Annotated in this window: 27 protein-coding genes and 1 pseudogene; 10 read left to right on the top strand and 18 right to left on the bottom strand. The window is 71.6% G+C overall.

Annotated features, from left to right (window positions below; all coding sequences use genetic code 11):
- Window positions 1–79: 79 nt before the first annotated feature.
- The 9 genes from OG943_RS39670 to OG943_RS39630 all read right to left on the bottom strand — a co-directional run bounded on the left by OG943_RS39670 (window position 80) and on the right by OG943_RS39630 (window position 9,340).
- Window positions 80–295: a helix-turn-helix domain-containing protein gene (locus OG943_RS39670; RefSeq protein ID WP_037353555.1), complete on the bottom strand. Its 216-nt coding sequence runs from the start codon at window positions 293–295 to the stop codon at window positions 80–82.
- 207 nt (window positions 296–502) lie between these two features.
- Complete coding sequence (gene proC / locus OG943_RS39665; protein ID WP_328606042.1) at window positions 503–1,318, bottom strand: pyrroline-5-carboxylate reductase; 816 nt, start codon at window positions 1,316–1,318, stop codon at window positions 503–505.
- Window positions 1,319–1,342: 24 nt separating this feature from the next.
- Complete coding sequence (locus OG943_RS39660; protein ID WP_328606041.1) at window positions 1,343–2,173, bottom strand: thioesterase family protein; 831 nt, start codon at window positions 2,171–2,173, stop codon at window positions 1,343–1,345.
- A 172-nt stretch (window positions 2,174–2,345) separates the two neighbouring features.
- Window positions 2,346–3,161, bottom strand: coding sequence for a sugar phosphate isomerase/epimerase family protein (locus OG943_RS39655; protein WP_328606040.1), 816 nt, complete (start codon window positions 3,159–3,161; stop codon window positions 2,346–2,348).
- An 80-nt stretch (window positions 3,162–3,241) separates the two neighbouring features.
- A complete protein-coding gene (locus OG943_RS39650) occupies window positions 3,242–5,041 on the bottom strand; it encodes a hypothetical protein (RefSeq protein WP_328606039.1) in 1,800 nt (599 codons plus the stop codon).
- A 151-nt stretch (window positions 5,042–5,192) separates the two neighbouring features.
- On the bottom strand, window positions 5,193–6,176 hold the full coding sequence (locus tag OG943_RS39645; RefSeq protein WP_328606038.1) for a Ppx/GppA phosphatase family protein: 984 nt from the start codon (window positions 6,174–6,176) through the stop codon (window positions 5,193–5,195).
- Window positions 6,177–6,357: 181 nt separating this feature from the next.
- Window positions 6,358–7,047, bottom strand: a complete 690-nt coding sequence (locus OG943_RS39640) for a response regulator transcription factor (RefSeq protein ID WP_091618351.1) — start codon at window positions 7,045–7,047, stop codon at window positions 6,358–6,360.
- Window positions 7,044–8,309, bottom strand: coding sequence for a sensor histidine kinase (locus OG943_RS39635; RefSeq protein ID WP_328606037.1), 1,266 nt, complete (start codon window positions 8,307–8,309; stop codon window positions 7,044–7,046). Before OG943_RS39635 ends, OG943_RS39640 begins: the two co-directional genes overlap by 4 nt.
- A 152-nt stretch (window positions 8,310–8,461) precedes the next feature.
- Entirely contained in the window at window positions 8,462–9,340 is an 879-nt protein-coding gene (locus tag OG943_RS39630; protein ID WP_328606036.1) for an oxidoreductase, read from the bottom strand.
- Window positions 9,341–9,451: 111 nt separating this feature from the next.
- On the opposite strand from OG943_RS39630, the gene OG943_RS39625 reads away from it, so the two are divergent.
- Entirely contained in the window at window positions 9,452–10,090 is a 639-nt protein-coding gene (locus OG943_RS39625; protein ID WP_328606035.1) for a DNA-binding response regulator, read from the top strand.
- A gap of 97 nt (window positions 10,091–10,187) precedes the next feature.
- Window positions 10,188–11,162 carry a hypothetical protein gene (locus tag OG943_RS39620; RefSeq protein WP_328606034.1) on the top strand — a complete coding sequence of 325 codons (975 nt, stop codon included), beginning with the start codon at window positions 10,188–10,190 and terminating at the stop codon, window positions 11,160–11,162.
- Between the two features lie 58 nt (window positions 11,163–11,220).
- On the opposite strand, the gene OG943_RS39615 is transcribed toward OG943_RS39620, so the two are convergent.
- From OG943_RS39615 to OG943_RS39585, 7 genes are all read right to left on the bottom strand, one after another.
- On the bottom strand, window positions 11,221–11,970 hold the full coding sequence (locus tag OG943_RS39615) for a phosphoglyceromutase (protein ID WP_328606033.1): 750 nt from the start codon (window positions 11,968–11,970) through the stop codon (window positions 11,221–11,223).
- Between the two features lie 429 nt (window positions 11,971–12,399).
- On the bottom strand, window positions 12,400–13,311 hold the full coding sequence (locus OG943_RS39610; RefSeq protein WP_328606032.1) for a DUF4349 domain-containing protein: 912 nt from the start codon (window positions 13,309–13,311) through the stop codon (window positions 12,400–12,402).
- Window positions 13,312–13,377: 66 nt separating this feature from the next.
- A complete protein-coding gene (locus OG943_RS39605; RefSeq protein WP_328606031.1) occupies window positions 13,378–13,890 on the bottom strand; it encodes a YbjN domain-containing protein in 513 nt (170 codons plus the stop codon).
- Window positions 13,887–15,191: a D-inositol-3-phosphate glycosyltransferase gene (gene mshA, locus OG943_RS39600; protein WP_328606030.1), complete on the bottom strand. Its 1,305-nt coding sequence runs from the start codon at window positions 15,189–15,191 to the stop codon at window positions 13,887–13,889. The genes OG943_RS39605 and mshA overlap by 4 nt, the downstream gene beginning before the upstream one ends.
- 31 nt (window positions 15,192–15,222) lie before the next feature.
- Entirely contained in the window at window positions 15,223–16,044 is an 822-nt protein-coding gene (locus OG943_RS39595) for an alpha/beta fold hydrolase (RefSeq protein ID WP_328606029.1), read from the bottom strand.
- Between the two features lie 3 nt (window positions 16,045–16,047).
- Window positions 16,048–17,229, bottom strand: a complete 1,182-nt coding sequence (locus OG943_RS39590) for a L,D-transpeptidase (protein ID WP_328606028.1) — start codon at window positions 17,227–17,229, stop codon at window positions 16,048–16,050.
- Window positions 17,230–17,421: 192 nt separating this feature from the next.
- Window positions 17,422–18,498 (bottom strand): UDP-N-acetylmuramate dehydrogenase, encoded by a 1,077-nt coding sequence (locus OG943_RS39585; RefSeq protein ID WP_328606027.1) that lies wholly within the window; start codon window positions 18,496–18,498, stop codon window positions 17,422–17,424.
- Window positions 18,499–18,587: 89 nt separating this feature from the next.
- Here OG943_RS39585 and OG943_RS39580 point away from each other — a divergent pair, with 89 nt between their 5' ends.
- The 5 genes and pseudogenes from OG943_RS39580 to purU all read left to right on the top strand — a co-directional run bounded on the left by OG943_RS39580 (window position 18,588) and on the right by purU (window position 22,187).
- Window positions 18,588–19,088: a DUF2505 domain-containing protein gene (locus OG943_RS39580; RefSeq protein WP_328606026.1), complete on the top strand. Its 501-nt coding sequence runs from the start codon at window positions 18,588–18,590 to the stop codon at window positions 19,086–19,088.
- Entirely contained in the window at window positions 19,067–19,867 is an 801-nt protein-coding gene (locus OG943_RS39575) for a class I SAM-dependent methyltransferase (protein ID WP_328606025.1), read from the top strand. The genes OG943_RS39580 and OG943_RS39575 overlap by 22 nt, the downstream gene beginning before the upstream one ends.
- A gap of 114 nt (window positions 19,868–19,981) precedes the next feature.
- Window positions 19,982–20,788: a DedA family protein gene (locus OG943_RS39570; protein WP_328606024.1), complete on the top strand. Its 807-nt coding sequence runs from the start codon at window positions 19,982–19,984 to the stop codon at window positions 20,786–20,788.
- Window positions 20,706–21,290 (top strand): annotated as a pseudogene (locus OG943_RS39565) (maleylpyruvate isomerase family mycothiol-dependent enzyme); the annotation flags it as partial. The gene OG943_RS39570 and the pseudogene OG943_RS39565, both read left to right, overlap by 83 nt.
- A 15-nt stretch (window positions 21,291–21,305) precedes the next feature.
- The gene (gene purU, locus OG943_RS39560; RefSeq protein ID WP_328606023.1) at window positions 21,306–22,187 is read left to right on the top strand and encodes a formyltetrahydrofolate deformylase; all 882 of its coding nucleotides are present in this window, start codon (window positions 21,306–21,308) and stop codon (window positions 22,185–22,187) included.
- A 78-nt stretch (window positions 22,188–22,265) separates the two neighbouring features.
- Here the strand turns inward: purU and OG943_RS39555 are convergent, their stop codons facing one another.
- Window positions 22,266–23,315: an NAD(P)-dependent alcohol dehydrogenase gene (locus tag OG943_RS39555; RefSeq protein WP_328606022.1), complete on the bottom strand. Its 1,050-nt coding sequence runs from the start codon at window positions 23,313–23,315 to the stop codon at window positions 22,266–22,268.
- Between the two features lie 118 nt (window positions 23,316–23,433).
- Here OG943_RS39555 and OG943_RS39550 point away from each other — a divergent pair, with 118 nt between their 5' ends.
- The 3 genes from OG943_RS39550 to OG943_RS39540 all read left to right on the top strand — a co-directional run bounded on the left by OG943_RS39550 (window position 23,434) and on the right by OG943_RS39540 (window position 25,449).
- Complete coding sequence (locus tag OG943_RS39550; RefSeq protein ID WP_328606021.1) at window positions 23,434–24,045, top strand: TetR/AcrR family transcriptional regulator; 612 nt, start codon at window positions 23,434–23,436, stop codon at window positions 24,043–24,045.
- A gap of 53 nt (window positions 24,046–24,098) precedes the next feature.
- Entirely contained in the window at window positions 24,099–24,719 is a 621-nt protein-coding gene (locus tag OG943_RS39545; protein WP_328606020.1) for a pyridoxamine 5'-phosphate oxidase family protein, read from the top strand.
- An 82-nt stretch (window positions 24,720–24,801) separates the two neighbouring features.
- The gene (locus OG943_RS39540) at window positions 24,802–25,449 is read left to right on the top strand and encodes a haloacid dehalogenase type II (RefSeq protein WP_328606019.1); all 648 of its coding nucleotides are present in this window, start codon (window positions 24,802–24,804) and stop codon (window positions 25,447–25,449) included.
- 3 nt (window positions 25,450–25,452) lie between these two features.
- On the opposite strand, the gene OG943_RS39535 is transcribed toward OG943_RS39540, so the two are convergent.
- Window positions 25,453–26,463: an NADP-dependent oxidoreductase gene (locus OG943_RS39535; protein WP_328606018.1), complete on the bottom strand. Its 1,011-nt coding sequence runs from the start codon at window positions 26,461–26,463 to the stop codon at window positions 25,453–25,455.
- Window positions 26,464–26,528: the final 65 nt, after the last annotated feature.

The raw sequence follows: 26,528 nt of genomic DNA, 5'->3' as shown, positions 1-26,528 counted from the left end.
CCGCACCCGGCGGTCACCACATGACCGCCTGCTTTTGGCCGGATTGGCAACAAATGCCCGGCGACCGATCAGCCCGCGATCAGCCCACGTCGAAGTAGGCACCCTGCAGATACTCGTGCACTGCCTTCTCGGGCACCCGGAACGACTTCCCGACGCGTACGGCGGGCAGCTCACCCGAGTGCACCAAGCGGTAGACGGTCATCTTCGAGACCCGCATCAGCGTGGCCACCTCGGCGACTGTCAAAAACTGGACCTGCCCTACTGCGGGCAAATCCTCCTTCTTGTTAGGCGACATGTTCACCGCGTCCTTCGACACGTGTCGCGCCACGAGGCTTCCCCACCTGTGGTATCGACACGCACGTGCTCTTCACGAGAGTAGCGGGACAGGTGGGACTAGTGCGACGCCTGTCACCGGGATGGGCCCTCACCAGGGCGGTAACGCGCACCTCGGCTGGGTCATTCGGGCGATAGGTGCCATAAATCCGTTTCGGCGAGTCGGGGGTCAGTGCTCGTCGTGGGCGCGGCCGAGTTCCTGGGACCGGTCGCGGGCGGCTTCGATCGCGTCGAGCAGGGCGGCGCGGACGCCGTGCTTCTCCAGCTCGCGGATGGCGTTGATGGTCGTGCCGGCGGGGGACGTGACGGCCTCGCGCAGCAGCGCCGGGTGCTCGTCCGACTCGGCCAGCATCTTGGCCGCCCCGACGGCCGACTGGATGATCAGCTGGCCCGCCAGTGCCCGCGGCAGGCCGAGCAGGATGCCGGCGTCGATCATGGCCTCGACCAGGAAGAAGAAGTACGCGGGGCCGGAGCCGGACAGCGCCGTGACGGCGTCCTGCTGGCCCTCGGGCACCTCGACGACCTGGCCGACGTGCGAGAGCAGGTCCTTCACCGCGGCCAGGTGCCCGGCCGTCGCGTGCCGGCCCGCGGAGATCGCGCTCATGGCCTCGCCGACCAGCATCGGCGTGTTCGGCATGACCCGGACCACCGGGACGCCCTCGGCCAGCCGCCGCTCGTACAGCGACGTCGGCAGCCCCGCGCACAGCGAGACCACCAGCGAGGACGGCCCGAGCAGCGGCGCCAGCACGTCCAGCACCGGGTCGATGTCCTGCGGCTTGACGGCGACCACCAGGATGTCGGCGCGCTTGGCGGCTTCGGCGACGGTGACCGACCGCATCCCCGGGTACCGCTGCGTCAGCTCCTCGGCCCGCGCCGGGTAACGCTCCATGAAGAGCAGGTCCCCGGGCGCGTGCCCCCCGTGCAGCAGCCCCGACAGCAGGGCTTCCCCGATCTTTCCGGCTCCCAGCACCGCGATCACAGTCATGGCGCCAAGCGTGCCAAACCGCGGTCAGGGCCCCGGGGCCGGGGCGAGGGCCAGCTGGCGCACCTGGGCGACGAGCCGGCCCTGCGCGTCGACGACCGTCGCGTCGGAGTCGAACCAGGCCTCGTGCACCGAACGGGACTCGACGATCACCCGCAGCCAGCCCGGCGCCGGGCGCGTGCGCACCAGCGCGGTGAGCTGCACCGTCGGCGCCCAGCCCAGCCGGCCGAGGTTCGCGACCACCGGCGGGTTGATGTCGCCGGCCAGCAGCGCGAAGTAGACGTCCACGACCCCCTGGCGCGGCCGGGCCCACAGGCGCATCCGCGGCGGGTCGCCCGCGCGCCCGGCCAGGTAGCCCGCCGTCGCCGGGTCGATCCGGACCTCGCAGCTCTTGGACAGGTTGAACCGGCCCTCGGACGTCTCCGCCGTCAGCTGCAGCGCGCCGGACGGCGGCTCCGCGGGCATCTGCGGCAGGTCGGACCACTCCGCGCGCCGCATCGGCAGCCGGCCGGTGGTCACGCGCGCCTCCACGCAGCTGCGCCCGCGCTGTTCCAGCCGGACGGCGACAACCGTCGCGCGGCGGCCGACCTTGCGGACTTCGGTACGCAGCAGCACAGGCCCCAAGGCGGGCGCGTGCAGGAATTCGACGCTCACCACAAGCGGTTCCGCCGTGGCCTCGTCACGCTCGTGCAGGATGGCCGTGGCGGTCTTCGCGAGCAACGCGACGAGGAAGCCGCCGTGCGGGTGGCTGGCGATCGACCATTCCGCGCGCAACGTCGCGGTGAACGTGCCGTCGCCGAGTGAGCGGACCGCGGTGGCGGCCTCGAACGCGGTCGTGGTGTCGTCGGCCGCGCTCACCGACGGCCGGCCACTGCCGTGCAGTGCGAAGGGCCTGGCCGACCGGTTCCGGCGGCGGTGAAGTTCAACGATCGCAACGAGTTCACGGTCGGCACTTTACGTGTTCACCGCCTGGTCGAGCATGCTGTAGGCCCGTTCTCCGCCCGTACAGCCGATCTTGATGACGACCAGGTCACTGTCCAAGGTGCAGACGGGCAAAAAGCAGCGCTTCGGCGAGCGCGCGGGCCCGTTCGGCCGAGCCGGCGGCGTGCCGGGTGTTGACCTCGAGCACGATCTGGCCGCTGAAACCGTTGCTGACCAGCCGTTCCACCAGTTCCGCGCACGGCTGCCCGCCGTGTCCGGGGATCAGGTGCTCGTCTTTGGGCAGCCCGGTGCCGTCGGCGAGGTGGACGTGAGTGAGCCCTTCGCCCATCCGCTCGGCGAGCTCCAACGCGTCCATCCCCGCGGCGGCAGTGTGGGACAGATCAAGTGTGTAGTGCCGGAAACCGACGTCGGTCGGGTCGATCGAGGGCCGGAACGCCGAGACGCGCGAGTTCTTCGAGCCGCCGGGCGGGCGCACCTTGAACATGTTCTCCACGGCGATCTCGACGCCGCTGGACTCCTCCAGCTCGTCCACGAGGTCGCCGAACGCGTCGCCATAACGCCGCTGCCACCGGAACGGCGGGTGCACGACCACCGTGCGCGCCCCGAGTTCCACGGCGGCGTCCACGGACATCCGCAGCCGCACCACCGGGTCCGGCGACCACACCCGCTGGGTGATCAGCAACGACGGGGAGTGCACGGACAGCACGGGCACGCCGGTCCGGCGCGACCACCGCCGCACCGCCGCGACGTCCTGGCTGATCGGGTCGGCCCACACCATCACCTCGACGCCGTCGTACCCGAGGTCGGCCGCGAGCTCGAAGCCCGCCCCGGCCCGCAACGGCCACACCGAGGCGGTGCTCAACCCCACCGGCACGGGTTTCTCGGCTGCGCTCACGCCGCCCATCCTGCCGTGTGCGCCGGGGCGGCACTCCCCCGGCGGCACCGTTCCCGTTCCCCGGGACCGACCTCAGGTCACCGGGCGGCTTATCGGGCGACGAGCAGCAGTGCAGCCGGCGACACCGTCACCACCAGCCCGACCAGCAACGCCAGCACCGTGGTCTGCAGGTCCTCGGCACGGCGGATCTTCCGCACGATCCAGACCAGCGCCACGATCACCAGCAGCGCCCCCACGAGGGCGGCCGGCGCGAGGTTGACCCACAGCCAGTTGAAGCCGAGCCAGACTCCGGCCCCGCCGACCACGCCCAGCGCGAGCTGGCCGGCCAGCGTGAGCCACTGCTTGCCCGGCGAACCTTCCGGGGCCGGCTCCTCGGCGGGCGCCTCGGCGGCGTCTTCGTCGTCGTAGTCGTCTTCGTACTCGCCGGGCTGCTCGTAGCCGTAGTCGTCACGCTCGAAGTCCGGGCCGTCGGCGTAGGCCGGCTGCTCGAACTCGCGCTCGTACTCGGACAGGTCGTCGTCGAGCGGCTGGCGGTCGTCCTTGCGACCGGGCGCGAACGGCATCGGCGGCGGGTAGCCCGAAGTGGGCGGGCCGGCGTCGTAGTCCTCGGCGGGCGCGTAGCCGTTGTCGGCGGCCGGGTAGCCGTTGTCGGCGGCCGGGTAGCCGTCGTCTTCGTCCTGGTAGCCGTCGTTCTGGTAACCGTCGTCGGCATAGTCGTCATCGGCGTAGTCGTCGTCCGCGCCGGCCTCGCCGGGGACCACCGGCATGACGCCGATCTCGGTGTCCTCCAGCTGTTCCTGCTGACGGCGCTTGCGCCAGCCGGCCAGCCCGGCGGGCTGCGCCGGACCGGGTCCCTGGGGCGCGCCGGCGGGCGGCTCGGGCTCGAGCCGATCGGCCACCGCGTCGAACTGCTCGGTGTGCGGTTCCTGCTTCGGCGCCGGACGGCGGGCCGGAGCCCGTCGCGGACGCTGGGGCGCGCCGGCGGGGAAGGCGCCGCTGGCCATCGCGCCCGGGCCGGCGGGCGGCTCGGGGATGTCGGCGTCCGGGGTGCCGTCGAGCCCGTCGAGCCGCGCGGTCAGCGAGCCGTTCGGCGGCCCGGGCGGCGCCGCGGGCGGCGGCGGGCCGGGACGGCGCCGGACCGGCTGCACCTGGTCGCGGGTCTCATCGGCGGACAGGGGCGGGGCCTGCGGCGGCGCGGCGGGCGGCGGGCCCGGCGGCTGCTGGCGCGGCGCCCGGCCACGCGGCGGCACCGGCAGCTGCGCGGATTCCTGCGGGGGCCGGGCGAACTGGCCCGACTCCTGCGGCGGCGCCGGCGGGCGCACGAACTGCCCCGACTCCTGCGGCGGAGCGGGCGGACGGGCGAACTGCCCCGACTCCTGCGGCGGAGCGGGCGGACGGGCGAACTGGCCCGATTCCTGCGGCGGCGCCGGCGGACGTACGAACTGCCCCGACTCCTGGGGCGGAGCGGGCGGGCGCACGAACTGGCCGGACTCCTGCGGGGGCGCCGGGGGGCGCACGTAACCGGAGTCCTGCTGGCCGTTCACCGGCCGGCCGGGCGGCACCTGGGGGCGCGGCAGCGGCTGCGACTCCTGCGGGACCGCGCGCGGCGAGGGCGGCGGGCCGTCCGGACGGCGGCGGCTGCCGGGCGCCCGCGACGGCGGGGGCGGCGTGCCCCCGTCCGAGGCCACCCGGTCGATGATCGCCTGGGGCGCCGTGTCGCTGACGTTCGCGGCGCGGCGGGGGCCGGCCGGGGGCGTCGTCTCGGGTGCTTCGTCGTCGTCCGCGGCCCGGCGCCTGCGCCGTCGCCCGCCGTCGACCTGCTGCCCGTGCTGGGCGAGCAGTTCGGCCACGGTCTTCTGGGGCTGGTCGCTACCGGTCTGGTCCGTCATACCGTGCTGTCCAAAGCGCGCTCGGGGTTGGCTGTGACACGTGCCTGCGACTGGACGCAGACGGCGCCGCGCGCGCTGACCACCGTGCTGTACATGTCCGTCACCTCTTCACCGTGCCTGTTGTCCGTCAACGAAGTCCAGTCCGCTGCTGTCACCGGTCCTCCCCGTTCGCCGAAACGCCGGTGAGGGCGGCCCCAGTGTCGTCCGCGCCGTTGGAATGGTCCAGCCGTCGCAGGATGACACCCTCTCGCAGCGCCCATGGGCAGATCTCGAGTTCTTGGAGCGAAAGTGCCCGCATGGCTGCCTGCGCCACCAGCGCCCCGGCCACCAGCTGGTGCGACCGGCTCGAGCTCACACCCTCGAGGTGCGCCAGTTCCGCCGAGGGCATCCGTGAGATGAAGGCGATGAGCTGGCGCAATGCGGTGTCCGTGAGGGTACGGCGCACCCGGGGTCCCGCCGCCGAGGGGGCGGCGCCGGTCAGCCGGGCCAGCGACCGGAACGTCTTCGAGGTGGCCACCACCCGATCGGGTTCACCCCATTTGGCGACCTTCTTGGCCAGCGCGCTGAGCTGCTCCTCCAGCCACGCCGACGTCGCCACCACCTCGGACCGGGTGGGCGGGTCGTGCTGGAAGCGGGTGCGGGTGGTCCGTCCTGCGCCGAGCGGCAGGGATTCGGCGAGCACCGGTTCCTCGTCCCGGCCCATCGCGATCTCCAGCGAGCCGCCGCCGATGTCGAGCACCAGCAGCTGCCCGGCCGACCAGCCGAACCACCGGCGCACGGCGAGGAAGGTCAGCCGCGCCTCGTCGACGCCGGAGAGCACTTTGAGCTCCACGCCGGTCTCGTCGGCAACCCTGGCCAGCACTTTCGCCGAGTTCTTCGCCTCACGGACGGCCGAGGTCGCGAAGGCCATGACCTCCTCGCACCCCAGCCGCAGGGCCGCGCCCTTGGCCGATTCGACGGCCCGGACCAGCTCGTCGGACCCGGTCCGGCCGAGGTCCCCGGACCGCGTGATCTGCTCGGCCAGCCGCAGCACGGACTTTTCGGAATGCATCGGGGTCGGGTGGGCGCCACGGTGGGCGTCGACCACGAGCAAGTGGACGGTATTGGAACCGACGTCGAGTACCCCTAGGCGCACGAGGATCCAGCGTACCGGTCCCACAGCCAGGTCTCGAAACTGTAACCAACACCACTCGTTCAGGGATCAACTCTGAGTGCCTGAACTGACGCGGTGCGTGAAGAATAAGCGGTTTTGCCGCGAAGGACTCGTGAGTGTTTAGGACGGTTAGAACCGTCATAAACACTCACGAGCCTTTTGCTCAGGTCTCGAACTTGTAGCCGAGGCCTCGCACCGTCACCAGGTGCCGGGGCGAGCCCGGGTCCGGCTCGATCTTCGACCGCAGGCGCTTCACGTGGACGTCCAGGGTCTTCGTGTCGCCGACGTAGTCCGCGCCCCACACCCGGTCGATCAGCTGACCGCGCGTGAGCACCCGGCCCACGTTCCGCAACAGGTACTCCAGCAGGTCGAACTCCTTGAGCGGCAAGGAAACCTCGCCGCCGTCCACGGTCACCACGTGGCGTTCGACGTCCATCCGGACCGGGCCGGCCGAGAGGACCAGCGGGGCCAGCTCGCCCTCGGCGCCGGGCTCGCCGCCGCGACGGAGGACGGCACGGACGCGCGCGATCAGCTCGCGGGCCGAGTACGGCTTCGTGACGTAGTCGTCGGCGCCGAGTTCCAGGCCCACGACCTTGTCGATCTCGCTGTCGCGGGCGGTCACCATGATCACCGGGACCGCGGAGCGCTGGCGGAGCTGCTTGCAGACGTCGGTGCCGCTCATCCCGGGGAGCATGAGGTCGAGCAGGACGATGTCGGCGCCGTTGCGGTCGAACTCCTCCAGCGCCTGCTGACCGGTACCGGCGACGGCGGCGGTGAAGCCCTCCTTACGCAGCAAGAAGGCGAGCGGGTCGGCGAAGGACTCTTCGTCCTCGACAATGAGAACCCTCGTCACAGGTTTCCTCCATGGTCTGGGCCGGTGACTTCCTGCCCGGTTGCCACGAGTCGGGGTGTCCGCTCGGGGGTCTTGTCCGGCCGCGCGGGCGCGGCCGGCGGGATCTGTTTGCCCGTGGCGCTGCGCTGTGGCTCGCCGTCGGGCTCGGGGCGGACGTGCGCGGGGATGCGCAGCGTGAACGTCGACCCGGTGCCCTGCCGGCTCCACAGCCCGACGGAGCCGCCGTGGTTGGCCGCGACGTGCTTCACGATCGCGAGGCCGAGTCCGGTGCCGCCGGTGGCGCGGGAGCGCGCCTTGTCCGCGCGGTAGAACCGCTCGAAGACGCGCTGCTGCTCGTCCTCGGCGATGCCGATGCCGCGGTCGGTCACGGCGATCTCGACCATCCCGTCGGCGAGGCGGCGGGAGATGGACACAGGGCTGCCCGCCTGCGAGTACGCGACGGCGTTCTCCAGCAGGTTCGACAGCGCCGTGACCAGCAGCGTGCGGTCGCCCTCGAAGAGCAGGCCGCTGGCCGGGTCGGTGGTGATGGTGATTTCGGCGGACTCCGCCGACAGCGTGGTCCGGCCGAGCGCCTCCCGGACCACGGCGTCGACCTCGACGACGTTCAGGTCCGGGAGCCGCTCCGCGCCTTGGAGCCGTGAAAGGGCGATCAGCTCGGTGACGAGCTGGCCGAGCCGGGTCGACTCGCGCAGGATCTTGCTGCCGAAGCGGCGGACCTCCTCGACGTCCTCGGCGGCGTCGAGCACGGCCTCGGTGAGCAGCGCGATCGCGCCGACCGGGGTCTTGAGCTCGTGGCTGACGTTGGCGACGAAGTCCCGCCGCACGGCCTCCAGCCGGATGGCCTCGGAGTGGTCGACGGCCTCGACCACGGTGAACCCGTCGCCCAGCGGCCGGACCTCGCCGAGCACGGCCTCCGGCTGGCGGCGGGCGCGGTTCTCCAGCGGCGAGAGGTCGACCTCCATCGGCTCGTCGGTCTCGACCACCTGCTCGGCGGCCTTGCGCGCCCGCGGGTCGGCCTGGTTGACGCGCACCAGGCCCAGCTCGTAGGCGCGCGGGTTGTGCAGCACCATGTCGCCGAAGCGATTCAGCACGAGGATGCCGCTGTTGGACGAGCGGATGAGGCGCTCGATCAGCTCGGCGACGGTCGGCCCGGTCGGCTGGGCCGCCTCCCGCCGGGCGCGCGCCCTGGCCACCAGGAAACCGGCGACCGCGCCGACGACGAGTGCGCCGACGGCCAACAGAAGGGCAACAGGCGTGGTCACGGGGGAATCGTAAGCATCCCGGTAGCCTTCCGGCCTAGTCCTGGAAGCCCCGTCGTGAGGCTCGTGACACCTGTGGGCGACATGTTCGCCCTGGTGTCAGACCCCGTTCACCCGATCGAGACCTTGGCTGCCGATCTTCACCCGGCGATCTTTCAGCCGGCCGCGAGATCGGTCAGGTCCTCGTCGGTGAGTGCCACGGCGCCGGCGGCGACGTTCTGCTCCAGGTGCCCGACGTCGCCCGTGCCCGGGATGGCGAGCACGTGGTCACCCTGCGCGAGCGTCCACGCGAGCCGGACCTGGGCCGACGTCACGCCGTGGCGCCCGGCGACCTTCGCCACCTGCTCGTCGACGCTGTTCTGCCCGCTGGCCACGGCGAAGAACGGCACGAACGCCACGCCTTGGGCGCCGCAGAGCCGCAGCAGCTCGTCGTCCTCGCGGCGCGCGTTGAGGCCGTACTGGTTCTGGACGCAGACGACCGGCGCGATCGCCCGTGCCTCGGCCAGGTGCTCGGGGCCGACGTTGGAGATGCCCAGCTCACGAATCATCCCGGCCTCCCGCAGCTCGGCGAGCGCGCCGAAGTGGTCGGAGATCGGGCCGGTGCCGCGCTCCAGCCCGCCGCCGATCCGCAGGTTGACGACGTCGATGTGGTCACGCCCGAGCTGGCGCAGGTTCTCCTCGACCTGCCCGCGCAGCTGCTCCGGCCGGGCGTACGGCAGCCACTCGCCGGAGGCGTCACGGCCGGGGCCGACCTTGGTGGTGAGCACGAGGTCGTCGCCGTACGGGGCGAGGGCGCTGGTGATCAGCTCGTTCGCCGAGCGGAGCGGGCTGAAGTAGAACGCGGCGGTGTCGATGTGGTTCACCCCGAGCTCGATGGCCCGGCGGAGCACGGCGAGCGAGGTGGCGCGGTCCCGGGACGGGCCGCCGGGGATCGAGGTCGCCAGGCGCATCGCGCCGAAGCCGATCCGGTTCACGGTCAGCGAGCCGAGCTGCCAGGTGCCCGCCGCGGCGGCGGGAAGTGCGGTCTGTGTCATGCCTCCAGCCTCGCCAGCCGCACCCGGCGCCGCCCGTTTTGGCAACAAGCTGCCAACCGGGTGGCGCAGGGCGGTGGCACCGCGACCGCCGGGTGGCGGACACTGGAGGACGTGACCAAGGTCGAGGACGTCGTGACGCTGCGCGGAGAGCGGGAGCTGTTCGAGCGCACCGCGCACCTGTTCGCCGCCGCCACCGAGATCTCCTGCGCGGCGAACGACCTGCACACCTGGTCGGCCACCCGGCCGACGACGCGGGCCGAGAACGTGCGCGGCCGCAAAGTGCGCAAGGTCTACCTGCCCCGCGTGCTGCTCGACCCCGGCAGCGCGGCCCACCTGCGTGAGATCACCGCCCTGGGCGCGCAGGTCCGCGTCACCGAGCGCGAGATCAACGAGACGATCCTGCTCGACCAGCGCATCGCCATCCTCGCGGCCGAGACGACGCCGGACGGGCGGAGCTACACCGTGCTGAGCCGGCCGGACCTGGTCAACGGCATCCAGTCGCTGTTCGAAGCGGCGTGGCGCTCCGCGACCGACCTCGCCACGTACGAGGTGCGCTTCGCCGAGCTGCGGCAGTTCACGCCGCAGATCCTGGACCTGCTCTCCTCCGGCTGCACGGACGAGACGGCGGCCCGGACGATGGGCGTCGGGCTGCGCACGTACCGTCGGCGGGTGGCGGAGCTGATGGCCGTGCTCGGCGCGACGTCGCGCTTCCAGGCGGGCGCCCGCGCCCGGGAAGCCGGTCTGCTGTGACTGGCCTGCTTTGACCGGCACGGTTTGACCGGCCTGCTTTGACCGGCGCTGCCGAGCCCGCCCCGACCTGACACCGACGACCGGAGCCCCACCAGTCATGACCCAGCCGACCGACGGCACCAGTCCCCGGCAGCACCCGAACACCCGACCGGCCAAGGCCGTCGCGACGCTGGCCGTGGGCGCCGCGGTGCTGGCCCTCGCGGGCTGCGGCGGCCCCGTGAGCGGGTCCGCGAACACCCCGGCGAACCCACCGGCCCCGGTGAACCTCGCGTACGTCGACACCAAGGCGACCACCGACGCCGCGGCCGGGGTCAAGAAGGCCGTCGAGACCGTCTTCAGCTACGACTCCACCCAGGCCGCCGCCGTCGCGCAGAACGAGCAGCAGTACCTCACCGGCACGGCCCGTACGGACTTCGACAAGACGTTCCAGCAGGTCAAGACCACCCCGGTGCAGACCCAGACCCAGGTGCTCGACTCCGGCGTGCTCGACCTGACCCCGACCAGCGCGAAGGTGCTCACCATCGCCGGGCAGCAGAGCACCGGGCAGAACGGGCAGAAGAACTCCGCCACCGCGATCATGCTGCTCACCGCGACCTCGGCGGGCGGGCACTGGCAGTTGTCCCAGATCGAGGTCTCGCCCAAGGCGGCCGCCGAGCCGGCGAGCGGTCTGGTGGGCACCCCGGCGGCCACGCGCGACGCGGTGCTCGCGGCGGCGCGCAAGGCCGCCGTCGTCCTGCTCACGGTCGACGCGAAGAACGCCGACGCCGTGTTCGACAGCTACGAGTCCGTCGCCGCCGACCCGCTGCTCTCGCAGTTCCGCGACACCCGCGCGCACACCGTCGACGGGATGAAGCAGAGCGGGGCGAAGGCTTCGCTCGACCCGCAGTCCGTCGCCGCCCTCACGTCGCTGAGCGCCGACGGCACCAAGGCGGAGGTGCTGCTCGGCGGCATCGTCAACACCCAGCAGCAGGGCGGTGAGCAGCAGCGCCAGATCCCGGCGAAGCTGACGATGGTCAAGCAGGGCCCGGCCTGGAAGGTCTCCGGCATCACCACCGTGGCGCCTGGCTCGTAGTGCAAAAGCTCGTGAGTGTTTATGACGGTTCTAACCGTCATAAACACTCACGAGCTTTTCAGCGGCCCTGGTTGGCGACCGCCGCGGCGGCCTCCTCGGCGGCTTCCGGGTCGAGGTACAGACCGCCCGGCTTGACCGGCTTCAGCTCGTCGGTCAGGTCGTAGCGCAGCGGGATGCCGGTCGGGATGTTCAGCGCCGCGATGTCGGCGTCGGAGATGCCGTCGAGGTGCTTGACCAGGGCGCGCAGCGAGTTGCCGTGGGCCGCGACCAGCACGTTCTTGCCGGCGCGCAGGTCCGGCACGATCGCGGACTCCCAGTACGGCAGCAGGCGCGTGACGACGTCCTTCAGGCACTCCGTCAGCGGGGCCGTGTCGCCGAGGCCGGCGTACCGCGGGTCGCCGGCCTGGCTGAACTCGTCGGCCGGGTCGATCGGCGGCGGCGGGGTGTCGTACGAGCGGCGCCAGAGCATGAACTGCTCCTCGCCGAACTCGTCCAGCGTCTGCTTCTTGTTCTTGCCCTGCAGCGCGCCGTAGTGCCGCTCGTTGAGCCGCCAGTCCCGTTTCACCGGGATCCAGTGGCGGTCGGCGGCGTCCAGCGCGATGTTCGACGTGCTGATCGCCCGGCGCAGCAGCGAGGTGTGGACGACGTCCGGCAGCAGCCCCGCCTCGGCGAGCAGCTGCCCGCCCTGGCGGGCTTCGCGTTCGCCCGTCTCCGAAAGCGGCACGTCCACCCAGCCGGTGAACAGGTTTTCCGCGTTCCACGTGCTCTGCCCGTGACGCAGCAGCACCAACGTCCCAAGTTCGGCCATAGCCCACAGCCTGCCAGAGCGGACCAGTGCCCCGACTGGCGAGTCGGTTGAACGATGTTCTACGCAGAGTGCGTTACCCGCGGGTAACACCTTACCCATGGAGAAGTCAGCCCGCCAACAACTCGGCAAATGGGTGCAACGCGATGCACACCGTTATCCCTCCGCGCAAAGTTCACTCGAACGGCGTAACCAGTAGTCTTGTGATTACAGGTGGACATCTGACAGGTTTGACATGTCCCGCTCAGCCGGATTCCACGCACTCCCCGGCTGACGGCGGGCTACGACCGCGGCTCGTCTCCCCCCCTGCCGAGCCGCGGCCCGCCGGCCCCGTTGGCATCCCCCTCGTCACCGGGTCCATCGGCGGGAACTTCAGCGGAGCGGCTCGAGATCGCGACTCCCCCCTCCCTCGAGCCGCTCCGCCTTTCCCGTTCACTCAACGGGTTCCGGCGTGTACTCCTCAGCTCCCGCCCGCCGCCGCTTGCGCAGCCACCACCCGAGCAGCCCGAGCGGCAGGCCGATCAGCACGGCGAACGGGGCCACGGCGCCGAGCACGGTCAGCAGCCCGCCGCCGAACCCCAGGAACGCGTCCCAGCCACCGGCGAGCCCGCCGAGGAACCCGCTCGAATCGTCGCCGGACGTCGTGGGAGCCCCCGCGGTCTCGGCCGTCACGGACAGGGCGACCGTCGCCATCGCGACGCTGCCGGCGAGGGACTTCTGCTGCTGTTCGAGTGATTCCAGCGTCGCCTCGCGCTCGGTCAGCTCGCTCTCCACGGAGGCGATCTCCGAGACCGACGTCGCCTTCGCCAGCAGCGCCCGGATCCGCTCGACGCTCTCGCGCTGCGTCGCCAGCCGCGCGTCGGTGTCCACGGCCTGGGCGGTGACGTCCTGTGAGCTCAGCTCACGCCGGGTCACGGTCGCCAGCGACGCGAGCTGGTCGAGCACCCCGTCGAGCTTCTCGGCCGGCACGGCGAGGCTCAGCGTCGCCGAGGACTCGACGGTGCTCTCCTGCCCCGTGTAACCCCCGGCGCCCGCCGCGATCGTCCGCGCCTGACGGACGACGTCGTCGAGCTTCGGGGTCTTGACGTCGAGCCGCGCGCTGTGGGCGAGCTTGCGGTCGGTGGTCCCGGGCTGGCCGACCGCAGGCCCGCCCTGGCTCGGGGCCTTCGAGGCACCCGGCTTCGGCACGGCCGGCGCCGCGCCCTCGTTGGCGGAGACCCCGCCGTTCGCCGGCATCCCGTTACTCGCGCTCTGCGGCGAGTCCTCACTCGCGCTGCACCCGGCGAGCACCAGCGCCAGCCCGGCGCCGGCGACCACCAGCGAACGTCTCCATCGGCTTCTCATCCGTCTCTCCCTCCAGTAGGCGGGAGTGGGACGGTGCCGCGGTTCAGCGCCGTTGCACGCCGGTGGTCACGACTCGGTCAAGCCGGGCTCGTGCGGGGTCGCGGGCTCCACCAGGTGCTTGAACGCCTGCAGGTTCGCCAGCGACTCGCCGCGCGACACCCGCCAGTCCCACTCGCGCTTGATGGAGGTGGCGAAGCCGATCTCCAGGATCGTGTTGAAGTCGCCGTCGGCGGCCTCCAGCACCTGGCCGAGGATCTTGTCCAGTTCGGACTCGGTCACGGTCTCCTTGCCGAAGCGGCCCACCAGGTAGATGTCGCCCATACTGTCCACTGTGTAGTGAACGCCGTAGAGCCTGGCGTTGCGCTGCAACAGGAACCGGTACACGGCCTCGTGTTCCTCGTCCGGACGGCGGCAGACGAACGCCTCCACGGAGAACGCGTGGTCGCCGTCGACCAGCCAGCAGTTGGTCTGCAGCTTCTTGGTGCCGGGCAACGTGACGAAGTACTTTCCCTCACCGCGACGGTCGTACTTCAGCCCCGAATCGTCCAAAGTGGACTTGATCGTCGCGTCAAGGCTCACACCGCCACCTCCGTGCGCAGGTCAAGGGCGTTGCGGAACGCCATGGTGGCCTGAGCATAGATGTCCAGCAGCGAATCCGTGGTCCGGCTCCAGGAGAACCGCCGCGCGTGCTCGACGGCGTTCGCCGCCAGCTCGCGACGCCGGTCCGGGCGCAGCGCGAGCGCGGCCAGCGCGTCCGCCCACTCGACCGCGCCGTGCGACGGCACCAGCAGTCCGGAGACGCCGTGCACCACGGCGACCGGCAGCCCGCCGACCTCGGCGGCGACCACCGGCGTGCCGCACGCCTGCGCCTCCAGCGCGACCAGGCCGAACGACTCGTTGTAACTCGGCACCGCGACGAGGTCGGCCGCGCGGTAGACGTCCACCAGCGCCGCCCCCGGCTGCGGCGGCAGGAACCGCACCTGGTCCCGGATGCCCAGCGAAACGGCCAGCTCGCGCAGCGCCTGCGGCTGCTCCAGCCCGGTGCCGGACGGCCCGCCGACCACCAGCACCACCAGCCGCGGCGCCAGCTCCGGCCGTTTGCGCAACAGCTCGGCGGCCGCGTGGAGCAGCACGTCCGGCGCCTTCAGCGGCTGGATCCGGCCGGCGAACGCGAGCACGACGGCGTCCTGCGGCAGCCCGAGCGCCTGCCGCGCGAGCGCCTGCGAACCCGGCGTGAACCGTTCGAGGTCCACCCCCGGCGGGACGGCGTGCACGGCGTGCGGCTCGGCGCCGTACATCTCGACGAGCTGGCGGGCCTCCACCGGGGTGTTCGCCACCAGGCAGTCGGCCTCGGCGACGACCTGCTCCTCGCCCATCACGCGGGTGCGCGGCTCCGGCTTGTCCCCGCCGGCGAGCGCGGCGTTCTTGACCTTCGCCAGCGTGTGCGCGGTGTGCACCAGCGGCACGCCCCAGCGGTCGCGCGCGAGCCAGCCGACCTGGCCGGACAGCCAGTAATGCGAGTGGATCAGGTCGTAGTAGCCCGGCTCGTGGAACGCCTCGGCGCGCAGCACGCCGGAGGTGAACGCGCACAGCTGCGCCGGCAGCTCGTCCCGGCCCAGCGGCTCGAACGGCCCGGCCTGCACGTGCCGCACGGTCACGCCCGGCGCCAGCTCCGCCAGCGGCGGCTGGTCCGAGGACGTCGCCCGGGTGAACACCTCGACCTCGACGCCGCGGCGCGCCATCTCCTGTGCGGTCTGGCTGACGTACACGTTCATCCCGCCGGCGTCGCCCGTCCCGGGCTGTTCCAACGGCGAGGTGTGCACCGACAGCACCGCGATCCGGCGCGGCGCACGACGATATCCCTGAAGGGAGATGGTCACCTGGTCACTACTTTCCTGTGCGGCTGTGCGGCTATTGGCCTGTTTCGCCGGCGAACTGCCGCAGCGCGGAGTTGAAACCCCCCGCGTCCTCCACGAACGGCAGATGCCCGGCGTCAACGAACCAACGCTGAACCGCCCCCGGAATCTTCCCGGCCGCGTACTCCGCCGCCGACGGGTCCACGACGGCGTCCGCCGTACCGTGGATGACCAGCGCCGGTTTGTCCACTGCCTGGAGCACCCCGGCGCTCTCGACGTCCCGCTTGAACAGCGCGGCGCGGACGGCGGGCGGCACGGCCAGCGCCGCGGCGAGCATGGCCTGCGCGTAGGTGCCGGGCACCTGGCCGGTGGCCATGGACCGGGTGAACTCGACCAGCGCGGGCACCGCGACCTCGGGGTCGTCGGACAGCGCGTCGGGCAGCGCGGCCCGCATCACGGCGCCGGTCTTCCCGCCGGCCCGGCCACGGCCGATCTCCGTGACCGCGCCGACCAGCACGATCCCGCTCAGCCGGGCGGACCCGTGCACCCGCAGGTAGTCGGCGAGCACCAGGCCGCCGTAGGACCAGCCGACGACGATCGCGCCGGGGCCCGCGAAGTCGAGGACCGCGGCGAGGTCGTCGGCCCACTGCCGCGGGTCGTCGTAGCCCGCGGCCGGCACGTCGGACGCGCCGTGGCCGCGCAGGTCCATCGCGACCAGGCGGAACCGCTCGGTGAGCGCGGGATCCGCGAACTGCGCGGCCCACGCCCGGGACGACTGCGCCCAGCCGTGCACGAAAACGAGGGGACGCGAGTTCTGGGCACCTTCGACGCGCAGGGCGATGCGCACCCCGCTGGTGCCGACGACTTCGGTGTTCACGCCTTACTTGTTAGCAGACAAACCCTTCCAGGTGGACCAGTCGTAGAACCAGTCCTTGACGTCGGAGCCGGTCGGGCTGGACAGCCGCGAGCCGGTGACCTCCACCGGGTCGCCGACCAGGGCCGAGTCGAAGAAGTCCTTGGCGTCCGCGTCGAGCAGGTTGACGCAGCCGTGGGAGTTGTTGGTCTTGCCGATGGCGGCGGCGTTGTCCTGGTTCTCGTGGATGTACTCGCCGTGGTTGGAGAACCGGCAGGCCCACTTCTTGTTGACGTTCGTGTAGCCGTAACGCGCGTTGTCGAACCGCGCGGTGGGCTCCTTCGACATCACGATGAACGTGCCGTTGGGGGTGTTGCGGTTCACATCGCTGTCCAGGCCGTTGCTGCACGGGTAGCTCTTGTGCTCGGCGCCGCCGCGGTAGACCTTCATCGTGTGGTCCGGGGTGTTCACCTTGACCACCTGGTTGCGGCCGATCTTGAACTCCGTGGTGACGTCGGCCTTGCCGTACACGCCGCCGCCGAGGTCGACGCCGTAGAGGTTCGCCTCGACCTTCACGGTGATGTTCTGCGGCCAGTACTCCTTGGGGCGCCAGTCGACCTGCGTCGCGGAGATCCAGCCCCACGAGCCCTCGACCTTGGAGTCCGTGGTCACCTTCAGCGCCTTCTCGACGACCGCGCGGTCCTTCGGCGCCGAAGCGAACTTCACGCTGATCGGCATCGCGACGCCCACGTGCGCGTTGTCGGCCGGGTTCAGCGTGGCGCGCAGCTCCTTGGCCGGCGCGACGGTCTTGAACGAGCCCTTGAACTCGGCCGGGCGGTTGTCGGTGCCGGTCGCCTTGGCCGCGTACGTGTAGGTCTCGTCGTAGCCGAGCTGCTCGGAACTGGTCCAGCTCAGGCCGTCGGAGGTCATGTCGCCCTTGACGTCCTTGCCGTCGGAGTTGGTGACCTTCACCTCGGTGAGCTTGCCTTCAGCCACCTTGACCACGACCGGCTCGCGCACGCTCGCGTCCTTCGCGTCGACGGCCGGGGTCGCGGTGATCTTCGCCACCGGCGCGACCGGCTTGCCGCCGTCCTCCCCGCTGCCGCCCTGGGGCACCGCGGTGCCGCCGTTGTTGCCCGAACACGCCGCGACCAGCGCGGCCGCCCCCGCGGCGAGCGCGGCCTTGAACACCGAGCGACGTTCGATCACCGTAGAACCTCCCATAACCCCCGCACCGGCCGATGCTTCCACGCTGATCAGCGCCGGTGAGCGATTCGACGTTACCCGCAGGCCGGAAGATCACCCGCCCCTGCCCTTGTCGACAAGACGCCTCGGCAGTTGCCCGGGTTGCCGCCGATGCCGGATTTCAGGCGGATTTCACGGCATTGGAGCTTTCAGGGGTTAGAGCGCGCAGCCGATCAACAGCGGCTCGGGGCGCAGCGTGACGCCGAAGCGCGCCTCGACGCCGTCGCGGACTTCGCGGGCCAGCGCGAGCAGGTCCGCCGTCGTGGCGTCGCCACGGTTCGTGAGGGCGAGCGTGTGCTTCGTCGACAGCGAAACGCGGCCGCCCGGGCCGGGGTGGCCCTTCCCGAAGCCCGCGCGCTCGATCAACCAGGCCGCGGACAGCTTCGCGCCGCCTTCGGCCGGGTACTGCGGGATCGCGACGTCCGCGCCCACCGCGTCGCCGATGCGCGCCAGCACCGCCTCGACATTCGCGGAGGGCACGATCGGATTAGTGAAGAACGAGCCCGCGCTCCACGTGTCGTGATCGGCCGGGTCGAGCACCATGCCCTTGCCGCGGCGCAGGCCGAGGACGGCCTCCCGCACGGTCGCGGTGGGGACCTTCGCCCCGGTCTCGACCCCCAGCGTGCGCGCCAGCTCGGCGTACCGGACGGGCGCGGACGCACCGTCGGGGTCCACCCGGAACCGGACGCTCAGCACGACGCCGGCGTCCGTGCCCTTCAGCACACTGGTGCGGTAGGCGAAGCCCAGCTCGTCCGCCTTGACCGTGCGGACCTCGCGCGCGGCGCGGTCGTAGAGCTCCAGCGAGACGAGGGACTCGGCCACCTCGCAGCCGTACGCGCCGACGTTCTGGATCGGCGTCGCGCCGACTGAGCCGGGGATGCCGGACAGGCATTCGAGCCCGCCGAGGCCCGCTTCGACCAGATCCGCGACGAACTCGTCCCAGCCCTGCCCGGCAGCCACCTCGACCACGTCGCCGTCGTGAGTCCAGCCGGTGTTCGCGACCTGGACGAGCGTGCCCGCGAAACCCTCGTCGGCCACGACCAGGTTCGACCCGCCGCCGAGCAGCAGCACCGGCTCCCCGGCTTCGTCGGCCGCCCGCACGGCGGCGACGAGGTCTGCGCTGGTCTCGGCCCGCACGAAACGACGGGCGGGCCCGCCGAGCCGCAGCGTCGTGAACTCGGCGAGGCGGGGCTGGGTCAGACCGGGCTGGGTGAGCGGATCGGCGGGGTTCACGCTGGCCAAGATACTTGTGAGTGTTTATGACGGTTCTAACCGTCCTCAACACTCACGAGCCAATCGGGCCTGCCGGTACTGTCCGGCGCATGGGATCCCGGATCGAGCACCGCACAGAGTTCTCCGCCGGACTCGCGGCCGTCGTGGCCGCGGTGTCGGGCGAGGAAGCCCTGCAGGCGCGCCTCGAAGAGCTGGGCGGGGACAACGCCAAGCTCCTCTCGTACACCGCGAACGGCGACGTCGTGCGGTTCGAACTGCAGCACGGCATCAACGCGGCGCGGCTGCCGCAAGCCGTGCGCGCGCTGCACAAGGGCGACCTGATCGTCCGGCGCAACGAGGAATGGCGGTCTTCCGGCGACGGTTACGTGGGCACCATCGACGTCAACGTCAGCGGGGTGCCCGGTGAGATCGCCGCGCGGACCTCGTTGAAGCCGGAAGGCGAGCACGTGCGGTCCCTCACCGACGGCGAGGTGACGGTCCGGATCCCGCTGTTCGGCGGCAAAATCGAGAGCGTGGTGGCGGAGCAGGTGACCACCCTGCTGCGGCGCGAGGCCGAGTTCACCGCGCGATGGCTGGCCGAGCACGCCTGAGCCCGGTGGGCGCCCCGACGCGGGGCACCACCAACCCGAACCGGCTCCGGCGGGTCGACCGCTGGCTGGCCGGGGACGCGGCCGTCACCCGGCTCCTGCGCCGGGCCGCGGACCCGCTGGTGGTCGACCTCGGGTACGGCGCCTCGCCGGTCACCACCGTCGAGCTGGCCCGGTGGCTGAGCCGGGTGCGCGCCGACGTCCGGGTGCTCGGGCTCGAGCTGGACCCGGAACGCGTCGCGTACGCCCGCCCCGCCGCCGACCCGCCGCGCCTCGACTTCCGGCGCGGCGGCTTCGAACTCGCCGGCACCCGGCCGGTGCTGGTGCGCGCGTTCAACGTGCTGCGGCAGTACGCCGAGCACGAGGTGGCGGGCGCGTGGGCGCTGATGCTGGCGAACATGCCCGCCGACGGCCTGCTCGTGGAGGGCACCTGCGACGAGATCGGCCGGCTGTCCACCTGGGTCACCGTCGCGGCGCCCGGCCCGGTGTCGCTCACGCTCTCGATGCGGCTGGCCGACCTGGACCGTCCGTCCACTGTGGCCGAACGACTGCCGAAGATCCTCATCCACCGCAACGTTCCCGGTGAGCGAATCCACAACCTGCTGTCCACTATGGATTCCTGCTGGGCGGCCGCGGCGCCGCAGCGCTCGTTCGGCGTCCGCGCGCGCTGGACGGAAACGGTGCGCCAGCTCGCCGCCCGCGGCTGGCCCCTGCTCGGCCGCCCGGACCGGCCGCGGCTCGGCGAGCTGACCGTCCCGTGGGCCGCTGTCGCCCCGAAGTGACCCGCCGTCACCATCCCCGCCGGAATACCGGCATCCAGGTACGAAACCCACCTGTTCACCGGCCGAACGCCGGCACGTCACCCACCGTCGACCTGCGGTGATCACCATAAGCGGGTGGAACTGCTGGGGCACGTCACCGGGCTGCTGCGCGACGCGCTGGGCTCGCCGTGGCTGTGGGTGCTCGTGTTCGCCGTGGCGGGGCTCGACGCGCTGCTGCCGTTCATGCCGAGCGAGACGACCGTGGTGATCGTCGCGGTGCTGCTCGGGCCGGACCCGCGGTGGCTGGCGACGCTGGCCGTGGTCGCGGCCGCCGGGGCGTGGGCCGGGGACTGCCTGGCCTACTCCGTCGGCCGGGCGGCGGGGCCGCGGGCCCTCTCGCGATTGCAGCGGGGCCCGTCGGGGCGGCAGCGGTACGAGTGGGCCCGCGTGCAAGTGCGGCGGCAGGCGCCGTTGCTGATCGTCGCCGCGCGGTACCTGCCCGGCGGGCGCGTGGCCAGCGCGCTGGCGTGCGGCAGCCTCGGTTACCCGCCGCGCCGGTTCGTGCCGCTCGACGCCGCGGGCGCCGCGCTCTGGGCGTGCTACAGCGTGCTGATCGGGCTGGCCGGCGGCGCCGCCTTCGCGGACGAGCCGGTGAAGGGCCTGCTGCTGTCGTTCGGGCTAGGGCTGCTGCTCGTCAGCCTGATCGAATCGGGACGGCGGCTCCGGCTGCGCGCGCTACGTTCAGCGCATGGAACGGATGGGCACCCCGCACCTGCTGGAGACGATCGACATCCACAGCGACCGGCTGAAGGCGGCCGCGCTGGCGGCGGGCCCGGCGGCACCGGTCCAGAACTGTCCGAAATGGACGGTCCACGACCTGGTGACCCACCTGGCGAGGGTGCTCTCCTCCAGCGTGGCGGTGATCACGGACCGGGCAGCTGAACAGTCGCCGCCCACCGGCTGGACGGACCTGCTCGGCTACTGGGACGGCCAGCGGCTCGCCGCGCGCGAGGCCCTGCGCCGTCCCGCCGAAAGCCCCGTCCGCTCTCCATTCCCGCGCGGCGGCACCGTGACCACGGGCGACTTGGCCCGGCGGATGGCGCACGAGATGGCGATCCACCGGCTGGACGCCGAAAGCGCGTTGCCCGAGCCACCACCGACCCGTTACGCCGCCGCGTTCGCCACCGACGGCGTCGACGAGTTCCTCACCTTCCTGATGCCCCGGCGATCCCCGCCCTCAAGCCGCGACGGGGTCGCCCGCGTCGAGACCGAAGGCCGTTCGTGGACCATCGCCCTCCGTGAAGGCGAGCCAGTTGACGAAGGCCGCCCGGACGTCACGCTCAGCGGCCCCGCCGACGACGTCTACCGCGCCCTCTGGGGCCGCCCGCACCACGCCGCCATCACCGGCGACGGTTGCCTCCTGGAGCCCCTCGCGGCGCCCTGACCAGCACCGGCGACAATGGGCGGCGTGCCTGATCCCCAGCGTTACGTCCTCACCTTCGGCTGCCCCGACCGCACCGGCATCATCGCCCGCATCTCCGGATTCCTGGCCGAGCACGGCGGGATGATCGTCGAAGCGGCCTATCACACCGACCCGGACACGGGCTGGTTCTTCACGCGCCAGGTGGTCCGAGCCGACTCGCTGCCGTTCGACGCCGCGGGACTGCGCGAGCGGTTCGGCGCGGTGGCGGCGGAGCTGTCGGCGGAGTCCAGCTGGGCGGTGCGCGACACCGGCGAGCGGCCGCGCGCGGTGGTGCTGGTGTCGAAGGCCGGGCACTGCCTGTACGACCTGCTGGGCCGCGTCGCGTCGGGTGAGCTGGACGTCGACGTCGCCGCAGTGATCGGCAACCACACGTCGCTCGCGGACATCACCCGCGCGCACGGCATCCCGTTCCACCACGTGCCGTTCCCGGCCGGGGACCCCGAAGGCAAGACGCAAGCGTTTGCGCAGGTCCGGAAACTCGTCGACGAGCACCATCCGGACGCCGTGGTGCTGGCCCGGTTCATGCAGGTGCTGCCCGCCGAGCTGTGCGCGGAGTGGGCCGGACGGGCGATCAACATCCACCACAGCTTCCTGCCGTCGTTCGCCGGCGCGAAGCCGTACCACCAGGCCCACACCCGCGGCGTCAAGCTGGTCGGTGCCACCTGCCACTACGTGACGGCCGACCTCGACGCCGGGCCGATCATCGAGCAGGACGTGATCCGCGTCGACCACGGCGACTCCGTGGAGGACATGGTGCGCAAGGGCCGCGACATCGAGAAGGTGACGCTGGCGCGCGGCCTGCGCTGGCACCTCGAAGGCCGCGTTCTCGTGCACGGCAACCGAACCGTCGTCTTCTAGGCGGACGCCCTGAAGGCCACCTTGAGGGCATCTATGTCCCTCAAGGTGGCCTTCAGGGCGAGCAACGCCGCTAGTGGGTCAGGCGCCGATGGTCGAGGCGTCGATCACGAAGCGGTACCGCACGTCGCTGTTCTCGACGCGCTCGTAGGCCGCGTTCACCTGGTCCCCGGAGATCGTCTCGATCTCGGCGCCGAGGCCGTGCTCGGCGCAGAACTCGAGCATCTCCTGCGTCTCGGCGATGCCGCCGATCATCGAGCCGGCCAGCACCTTGTTGCCGCCCAGCAGCGAGAAGGCGTTGTAGTCCAAGGACTCGGGCGGCGCGCCGACGTTCACCATCGCGCCGCCGACGCGCAGCATGCCGAGGTAGGCGTCGATCGGGAGCTTCGCCGAGACGGTGTTGATGATGACGTCGAAGCGGCCCCGAAGCACGTCGAAGGTGGCCTCGTCGCCGGTCGCGAAGTAGTCTTTCGCGCCGAGTTTCAGGCCGTCCTCCTGCTTCTTCAGGCTCTGGCTGAGCACCGTGACCTCGGCGCCCATGGCCACCGCGAGCTTGACCGCCATGTGCCCGAGCCCGCCGAGGCCGACGACGGCGACCTTCTTGCCCGGCCCGGCGCCCCAGTGGCGCAGCGGCGAGTAGGTGGTGATGCCCGCGCAGAGCAGCGGCGCGGCGACGTCCAGGTCGATGCCCTCCGGGATCCGGCAGACGAACGCGTCCCTCACGACGACCTGGCGGCTGTACCCGCCGTAGGTGACCTCGCCGTCGAAGCCGACGCTGTTGTAGGTCTGGACGTTGCCCTTCAGGCAGAACTGCTCGGTGCCGGCCAGGCAGTACTCGCACTCGCCGCACGAGTCGACCATGCAGCCGACGCCCACCCGGTCGCCGACCTGGTACTTCGTCACGCCGGAGCCGACCGCGGCGACAACGCCGGCGATCTCGTGGCCGGGGACCATGGGGAAGGTCGCGGAGCCCCAGTCCTCCTTCGCCTGGTGGAGGTCGCTGTGGCAGATGCCCGCGAACGCGATGTCGATCAGCACGTCGTCCGGGCGCAGGTCCCGGCGCTCGATCGTCGTCGGCTCGAGCGGGGCGCCCGGCGCCGGTGCGGCGATGGCGTGCGTGGTCGTGGTCATGAAACCCTCCAGACAATCCCGGGCAGCCACCCGGGCTTTAGATGTAAGACCGCCCTCACATGACTATAGTAAGAGGTCTCTTACATATGCGCGAGCGTGATCGGATGTGATTCACCACATGGGCGGCAAGTACCACCACGGCGATCTGCGCGACGAACTCGTCCGGGTGTCGGTGGACCTGATCGCGGAGCTGGGGATGGACGGCTTCTCGGTGGCGCAGGTGGCGAAACGCGCGAAGGTCTCGCCCGCCGCGCCGTACCGGCACTTCCCGGACCGCGCCGGCCTGCTGGCGGCAGTCGCGACCAGCACGGCCTGCCAGCTGCATGAGCGGGTGACGGCGGCCGTCGCGGAGGCCGGGCCGGACGCGGTCGCCCAGCTGGCCACCGCGTCCGGCGCCTACACGTGCTTCCTGATCGACCGCCGCATCGGCTTCCAGGTGATCTTCGCCGACGGCCTCGAAGACCCGAAGTACACCGAGCTGCACGACACCCGCCGCGCCCTGATCGACACGTATCTGACGCTGTGCCTCGCCGTCTGCCCGTACCCGCCGGCCGCGCTGGAGCTGATGGAGCAGGTCCACGCCCAGGGCCACGGCTACGGCGAGCTCTTCCTCAACGGCCACTACCGCCGCCTGGACTACACGGCCGCCCAGGTGACCGCCAAGTCCACCACCGCGGCCCGCATCGTCATCGAAGCCCACCGCGACGGCCACGGCCCGGCCCAGCAGTAGCCGCTCGGGAAAAACCCTGTCGCCGGCCCTTCCCGGCGCGGTTCACTGGTGTCATGGCGACAACGGTGATCAGCACGCACGAAGCCCTGCGCGACGTGGTCGGTGAAGCGGGCGAGATGGTGAGCAAGAAGATCCTGGGCCACCTCGACGAGCACGCGCGGACGCTGATCGCGCACTCGCCGTTCTGCCTGCTGGCGACGTCCGCGCCCGACGGAAGCTGCGACGTCTCCCCGCGCGGCGACCCCGCCGGCTCCGTGCTCGTGCTGGACGACAAGACCCTCGTGCTCGCGGACCGGCCGGGCAACAAGCTCGTGGACAGCTTCCGCAACATCCTCGACAACCCGCACGCCGGCCTGTTGTTCATCGTCCCCGGCATGAACGAAACTCTGCGGGTCAACGGCCGCGCCACGATCGTCTCCGACGCGCCCTTCTTCGACGACCTGATGGTCAAGGGAAAGCGCCCGCAGCTCGCGATCGTGATCGAGGTGCGGGAGCTGTACATGCACTGCGCCAAGGCTTTCCTGCGCTCGTCGCTGTGGCGGCCGGAGACCTGGCCGGAGCGCTCGGAGCTGCCCACCCTCGGCCGGATCATGCGTGACCAGCTGAACCTCGGCGTGCCCGCGGACCAGCTCGACGCCGACCTCGACCACCGCGCCGCCACCTGCCAGTACTGACCCTGAAGGCCACCTTGAGGGCATCTACGTCCCTCATGGTGGCCTTCAGGGCATCAGTACTGACCCTGCCGAGGGAGAAACCGTGCTGTGCGTCTTTGACGTCAACGAAACCCTGCTCGACCTCGCGGGCCTCGACCCGTTGTTCACCGAGCTGACCGGGACGGCGCGGGCGCGGCGGGAGTGGTTCGACCTCGCCATCCACACCGCGCTCACCACCACGGCGACCGGGGGCTACCGGGACTTCGCGGAGATCGCCGGCGCGGCGGCCGTCGACACGGTGGCGCGGTACGGCCGTGATCTCACCGAAGCCGAGCTGGCCCGGTTCCGCGGCGCGCTGCTGTCGCTGTCCGCGCACGCGGATGTGTTGCCAGGGCTGAAAAAACTCAAGCAGGCCGGGCACACCGTCGTCGCGCTGACGAACTCGCCACTCGCCACCGTCGAGACACAGCTGCAGCACGCGGGGATCGCGACGGCGCTCGACCGGATCTTCTCCGCACAGCAGGTCAGCCGGCTCAAGCCCGCGCCCGAGCCGTACCGGCAGGTGCTCGACGCCTACGCCGTCGAACCCGGGCAGGCCGTGATGGTCGCCGCGCACGGGTGGGACATCGCGGGCGCGCAGGCGGCCGGGCTGCGGACCGCGCTGCTCACGCGGCCCGGCGTCCGGCCGTTGCCGGGCACGCCCGCCGCCGACTACACGGCGGCGAGCCTGCCCGGACTGTCTTTCGGCTGAGGGTCAGAGACGCACGAGCATCTTGCCGGTGTTGGCGCCGCCGAGCAGGCCGAGGAACGCCTCGGGCGCGTTGCGGATGCCGTCGACGAACGTCTCCGAGTACTTGATCTCGCCCGAAGCCACCAGCGGCGCCACCTCGGTGATGAACTGCTCGCGCAGGCCCCAGTGGTCGATCACCAGCAGGCCGCGGATGGTGAGGCGCTTGGCGATGATCTGCGGGAGGTTGCGCGGCGCCGGGGTCGGCTCGGTGGCGTTGTACACCGAGATCATCCCGCAGACGGCGATGCGGCCGTGCAGGTTCATCGACGCGATGGCGGCCTCGAGGTGCTCGCCGCCGACGTTGTCGAAGTAGACGTCGATGCCCTCCGGCGCGGCCTCCGCCAGCTGCGCGGCAACGGGGCCGTCCTTGTAGTTGAACGCCGCGTCGAAGCCGAGGTCGTCGATCAGGTGCCGGACCTTCTCCGCCGAACCGGCGCTGCCGATCACGCGCTTGGCGCCCTTCAGCTTGGCCAGCTGCCCGACCAGGGAGCCGACCGCGCCCGCGGCGCCGGACACGAACACCGTGTCGCCCGGCTTGAACTCCGCGCTCTCCAGCAGCCCCGCGTACGCCGTGAGGCCCGGCATGCCAAGCACACCAAGGTAGGTCGAAAGCGGCGCCGCCGAGGCGTCCACCTTCACGCTCCTCGCCGCGTCGAGCACGACGTGCGTGCGCCAGCCCGCCTGGTGCAGCACGTGGTCACCCGGCTTGAAGTCGTCCACAGTGGACTCGATGACCTCGCCGAGCGCGCCGCCGTGCATGACCTCGCCCACCGCGAACGGCGGCGCGTACGACTTCGCGTCGCTCATCCGGCCGCGCATGGCCGGGTCGACGCTCATGAAGAGGTTGCGCACCAGGATCTGCCCCGCGCCGGGCGTGGGGATCTCGGTGTCGACGATGTCGAAGTTGTCCTGCGTCGGGACGCCGTGCGGACGGGAGGCGAGCCGGATCTCCGTGGCCTGGGTCGGTGCGTTCACCGCTGAACTCCGTTTCGTGGGACTGAGTCAACCGGGGCGTTCGCCCCGCATATACCCGGCCCAAC

Origin of the sequence: Amycolatopsis sp. NBC_00345 (genome assembly GCF_036116635.1) — a bacterium.
Classification (GTDB): Bacteria; Actinomycetota; Actinomycetes; order Mycobacteriales; family Pseudonocardiaceae; genus Amycolatopsis.
This window is presented reverse-complemented; position numbering and strand designations above follow the sequence as displayed.